This is a genomic window from Arthrobacter sp. GCM10027362, assembly GCF_042679445.1.
Taxonomy (GTDB): domain Bacteria; phylum Actinomycetota; class Actinomycetes; order Actinomycetales; family Micrococcaceae; genus Crystallibacter.
Genome location: NZ_JBHTML010000231.1, coordinates 1 through 5,418 on the forward strand (window position 1 = coordinate 1; position 5,418 = coordinate 5,418).

4 protein-coding genes are annotated in these 5,418 nt (G+C 70.6%); 1 reads left to right on the forward strand and 3 read right to left on the reverse strand.

What is annotated here, in order from left to right:
* The coding region (locus tag ACFQ36_RS20375) for a glycosyltransferase (protein WP_377016988.1) at window positions 1–1,964 on the reverse strand (1,964 nt) is incomplete at its 3' end.
* An 87-nt stretch (window positions 1,965–2,051) separates the two neighbouring features.
* Here ACFQ36_RS20375 and ACFQ36_RS20380 point away from each other — a divergent pair.
* Window positions 2,052–2,591: a DUF2127 domain-containing protein gene (locus ACFQ36_RS20380; protein ID WP_377016990.1), complete on the forward strand. Its 540-nt coding sequence runs from the start codon at window positions 2,052–2,054 to the stop codon at window positions 2,589–2,591.
* A gap of 19 nt (window positions 2,592–2,610) precedes the next feature.
* Here the strand turns inward: ACFQ36_RS20380 and ACFQ36_RS20385 are convergent, their stop codons facing one another.
* Together ACFQ36_RS20385 and ACFQ36_RS20390 are read right to left on the reverse strand one after the other, a co-directional pair.
* Window positions 2,611–3,849, reverse strand: coding sequence for a heparan-alpha-glucosaminide N-acetyltransferase domain-containing protein (locus ACFQ36_RS20385; RefSeq protein ID WP_377016992.1), 1,239 nt, complete (start codon window positions 3,847–3,849; stop codon window positions 2,611–2,613).
* 177 nt (window positions 3,850–4,026) lie between these two features.
* A partial coding sequence (locus ACFQ36_RS20390) for a lysine--tRNA ligase (protein ID WP_377016994.1) occupies window positions 4,027–5,418 on the reverse strand: 1,392 nt, incomplete at its 5' end.

Sequence of the window (5,418 nt, forward strand, 5' to 3'; positions counted from 1 at the left end):
CCCGCCCGCAGCAGGGCCCCGCCCGCCGGGGTGCGCAGGAGCCTGCGGACGGCCGGCACACTGCCCAGCCGGCGCATCAGGGGAACGGCCCCGGTGTGCTTTACCGACAAGTTGCCGTTCTCCGTGGCGTAGACCCGCAGCGGCGGCCGCTGGGTTACCTCCAGCTGGCCGAAGGCCAGGCGCAGCTCCTTGCGGCTTCCGGGGACGGCGAGGTAGAAGTCGAAAATGTCCAGCGGTTCGCTCCGGACAAACGGTACCCGCCACACCCTTCCGTTCATGGGTACCCGCACGCCGTCCTGCTCCCGGCGCTTGCGGACGAGCAGCTCCGCACCGTCCGGCACCTGGTCCGCCGCGGGCAGGACGAGTGTGCTGCCGTCCCAGTAGGCGCGGCCGCTGACCGGCCCCGTAAGCGACTGCCGGCCCACCCGCGGGGATTTGGAGAGCACCTGGGTCCACCGGTCCACGAATGCGGTTTCGCTGAATCCGGACAGGGTGGCACGGCAGCCTTCGCCCAGCCGTTCCCGCAGCCGCGGGTCCCCCATGAGCTGCAGGATGCGGGCGGCGAGCGTGTCCTGGTCCCCGAACGGTGCCAGGTACCCGTTCTCGCCGTCGACGATCACCTCCCGGGGTCCGTAGTTGCAGTCGTAGGCAGCCACCGGGACACCGCAGGACATGCTTTCAAGCAGGATCAGTCCGAAGCCCTCGGAAGCGGAAGTGAACAGGGTGGCACAGGCACCGGTGTAGATGGTCCCCGGATCCTCGGCGAAGGGCATGAAGCGCACGCTCTCCCCGACGCCGAGCTCGGCGATCAGGTCACGGATCCTGGCTTCCTCGGCGCTCTTGGATCCCAGCCCGTAAATCTCCAGCACCGCCTCCGGATTGCCTTCGAGCACTTTCTTCAGGATCCGGACCGCCTCGTCCAGGCGCTTCTTCGGATCTGTCCGGGCCACCAGGACCAGCCGGTTGGGGTCCGTCCGTGCCGCGGACGGACGTTGCTTCGGCGCAGGCGGCGGAATCACCTGCAGCAGCTCGGCGTGGCCGAAGTCCTGGACGAAGTCCCGGCGCTGCGCCTGGGTCCAGACCACGAGCGCGTCCCAGGCGTCCAGTTGCCGCACCAGCCGGTTCCAGTTCCTGCTGACGCCGGAGCCGGCCGTGTACGGCCGCTCCAGGTGGTTGCTGTGCGCGACGGCAACCTTGAGCAGGTTCGGGTGGCGGAGCGCACCGACGACGTCGTCCAGGTTCCGGTTCGGGAGGTTGTCAAGGGTGTCCCTGAACTCCGAGCAGATGGCCGGTGCTTCCTCTGCGGCCAGCAGCCGTTCGAGCGCAAACTGGTAAAGCCCGCCCGTGTCGGCAAAGAACCGGGGGCCGCCGGCGCCGAACAGATAGCTTTCCGCCCAGGTCTTCGAGCCGCGGTCCTGCCGGACGGTCAGGAAGCACTTCCCGTCGCGCCCGATGTAGCGCTGTACCGTGGGCGTGGCGGCTTCGGGGCCGTAGTGCAGCACCCTGATCAGCCTGCCGTGGGCGTCCATTTCCTCCCGGCGGACCCGGAAGCCGGCCGTGTCGAAGCGGTCAATGGCTGCCGCCAGGCCGTCCCACCCGAACCTGATGTCCATCTCGGGCACTCCGTCCCGGAAGTAACGGATATTGCGGCCCGACGCATCGGCCGGTACCGCCGTCAGGTCCGGATCGCTGGGCGCCCGCACCGGCTTCCGGGTCTCGTTCCGGGGGCTGCCGTCGAGCGAGTACAGCACGCTGCGCACCTTCACCTTGGGGTGGAGGTGGCCGCCCCGGCGGAGCGCCGCGACGTCGGCGTCTAGCCTGGCCTGGAAGCCGAGCACCTCCAGCCAGACCTGCTCCAGCGTTCCGGCTTCAGCCAGGGCGTTGGCACGGGTGCGCACGGCCTTGACCAGGCCCCCGCGCCTGAGGGCCAGCGTGTTGACGGTGAAATGTGCCGTTCTCCGCATCGGGTCACTGTAGCCCAGTCTCGGCCGGCGGAGGAAGGCCCCGGCATGAGGGTGGACTTGCCGCCGGTGGCCCCTGACAATGGACTGGTGCAAGAATCCGGACCGGGACGCCGGACCGGCCCGCGGCGTAATGAACAGACCGCGGGGTTTTTCCGGGCCCGGGACTGGTGGGACCGGTTCTTCGCCGCCGGCGTTGTCCTCAAGGGCCTGGACGGCGCGGCCGAACTGGCAGGCGGCCTGCTGCTGTTCCTGGTGGACCCCGCCAGGATCCACCGCTTCGTCCTCCGGCTCGCGCAGCCCGAACTTGCCGAAGACCCACGGGACTTCATTGCCACCCACCTGCTGCACGCTGCCGGCACCCTGACCGGCAGCGCTGCCATCTACGCCGCCCTCTACCTGCTGGCACACGGGGTGGTGAAGGTGGTGCTGGTGGTGGCGGTGCTGATGAACAAACTTTGGGCCTATCCGTGGATGATCGGCGTGCTCCTGGCCTTTATCGTCTACCAGCTCTACCAGATCGCGGTCTCCCCCACGGCAGGCCTGGTCGCGCTGACCATCTTCGACGCCGTCGTCGTCCTGCTCACCTGGCACGAGTACGGCAGGCAGCGCCTGCGCCACGGCGTGTAGCCGCAGGGCCGTCCGGGCCTTAGGGTCCGGTTGGCTTCGCCGGTCCGGGGCCGGGGCTGTTCGCGGCCAGTTCCTCCCGGCGGAGGACCTCCTTGCCGGCCACCGCGTTCCTGACCCGGGTGGAAACGGCCGATACTGCGGCCTCCAGCGGCCCGCGTCCGACCAGGTTGCGCCACAGGACGCCGAAGAGCAGGGCGGTGCCAACCTGCAGCCCGAAGGACTCGAACGGGCGCGTACCCAGCAGGCCGCTGGCCAGGAACAGCAGGTGCCCCGAGTACAGGGTCAGCGTCATGCTGCCGGCCGGGGCCAGCGCGTCGATGACCTGGTGGATGTATTTGCCGGCCAGGATCAGGGTGCCGAGGACCACCATGCCGGTGCCGATGGTGTGCAGCAGTTCCAGCGGCATGGACGAGTACGGGGAGGCGGCCACCAGCCATGACCAGGAGTCCTCCGGCACCGGCGGATCCTGGCCGCCCGCCAGCAGCCCGGCAGCCGTTCCCGGGGACATGCCCAGGCGGGTCACCAGCAGCAGGCCGGAGACCCCCCATGCGGCGGCGGCAAGACAGGCGCCGGCACCCAGCAGCCACGCCGCGGTCCGGCGCGAACTCAGGTCCAGCTTGCCAAGGGCCAGCCCGGCGCACATGTAGGCCATCCACGGCACGGCGGGGTAGAAGCCGGTGAACAGCAGCTGTCCGGCGGTGGCGAGCGGGTGGCTGAAGAGTATGCCAAAGGTGAGGTTGTCCTCGGCCGGGGCAGGCAGCACCCCGCGCAGGGCCTGGAGCAGGACCGGCCCCACGACGGCGAAGCATAGGGACAGGACGGCCAGCACCCGCGGGGCCAGGCCCAGCAAGGGCACGGCCAGCAGGAACATCATGCCGTAATAGGCCAGGATGATCTCCACGCCCGGGCCGGCGTACGCCAGTGCCAGCCCGAAGGCCATGATCACGACGGCGCGGGCGGCGACCCCTGCCATGGCGGCCTTCAGCGGTTGTCCCTGCAGGCCGCGCGACCCGCCGGCGCTGAATGCCAGCGAGACCCCGGCCAGCAGGGCAAACAGCGCGGAGGCCCGGCCGGCGAACAGGACCCAGGTCAGGGAGGGCGCATCCCCGGCGTGGGTTTCAGGCAGCACGTGGATGCCCATCATGCCGATCAGGGCCAGGCAGCGGGCCGCGTCCACGGCGGTGACGCGTTTCCTGGGTGTGGTCTTGGCCGGTTCCTGTCCCGGCACCGGGACCGAGGATGCGGCTGGGTAGTGCATGGTGAACCCCTTTGCCCCGCTGCCGGTGAGCGACCGTCCGGCTGGCTGAAGGAGCGGCCCGCCGGAATTGCTGCGGCCATCCTGCCACCACGGCGGAACGGCGGCAAGCACCGCTTCCGCGGCATTCGGTCCACGCTTTGGCCGGCCGGACCGGGTTCGGCCAGGAAGCGGAGAGGCTCAGGAACGGGGCTCGGGCCGCACGAACGGGAAACTGAGCACCTCGCGGATGGTGCTGCCGGTCAGCAGCATCACCAGCCGGTCCATGCCGATGCCCAATCCGCCGGCAGGCGGCATGCCGGTCTCCATCGCGTACAGGAAGTCCTCGTCGATTTCCATGGCTTCCACGTCCCCGGCAGCCGCCTTCAGCGACTGCATGGTCAGGCGGCGCCGCTGTTCGAACGGGTCGGTGAGCTCCGAGTAGCCGGTGCCGATCTCCATCCCGCCGGCCACGAGGTCCCAGCGCTCCACGAGGCCGGGGCGGCGGCGGTGGGGCGCGGCCAGCGGGGTGGTCTCCACCGGGAAGTCGCAGTAGAACGTGGGCAGGACCGTGGCCGGTTCCACGAGCGCACTGTAGAGTTCCTCCAGCACGGCGCCCGGGCCCATCCCGGGTCCGACCGCCACGCCGTGCTGCCGGGCCAGCCGGAGCAGCTCCTCGAAGTCGGTCTCCGCCGAGACCGGTTGTCCCACGGCGCAGGAGACCGCCTCCGTAACCGGCACCACGGGCCAGGGCGCGGAGACGTCGGTCAGCACCGGGGGCGCGGCGCGGCCATGGACAGCGCGCAGCGGCAGCACGGCCGCCCCGTGCACCTCGGCGGCCGCGGCCTTGACCAGCCGCTCGGTCAGTTCCTTCATGTCCGTATAGTCGGCGAAGGGACGGTACGCCTCGAGCGTGGTGAACTCGGGATTGTGGGTCGCGTCCGCTCCCTCGTTGCGGAAATTGCGGCCGATCTCGAAAATCGGCCCGGCCCCGCCCACCAGCAGGCGCTTGAGGTAGAGCTCGGGGGCGATGCGCAGGGTGAGGTCCACGCCGTAGGCGTTGCTGTAGGTGCGGAAGGGACGGGCGGCCGCCCCGCCGTGGACCGTGTTGAGCATGGGGGTCTCGACCTGGCGGTAGCCCTCGCGCTCCAGGAGGCGGCACACCGCACTGAGAATCCGCGAGCGCCGGGCGAGCAGGTCCAGGCCCTCCGGGTGGACCAGCAGATCGGTGGACCGGCGGCGCAGCCGCGTCCGACGGTCCTGCAGGCCGGTGAAGGGCACGGGGTGCAGGGCCTTCGCGGCCATCTCCAGGTCCGACACCAACAGGGATGGGCAGCCGGTCCGGGACCGGCCGGGAACGGCGGTGAGGACTACGAGGTCGCCGGTGTCCAGGGCCCTGGTCAGCAGCCGGAACCGTTCCGTCCCGAAGTCGCTGCGCTCGATCACCGCCTGGACGGTGCGGCCGGCGTCGGTGAGGTCGATGAAGAGCACGCCGCCGTGGTGGCGCAGGGACCGGATGCGGCCGGAGACCCGGAACGGCCCGGCCGCCGTGAGGTCGACCGCGGCGGCCGGAACGGCGGGGCGCAGCCCGAC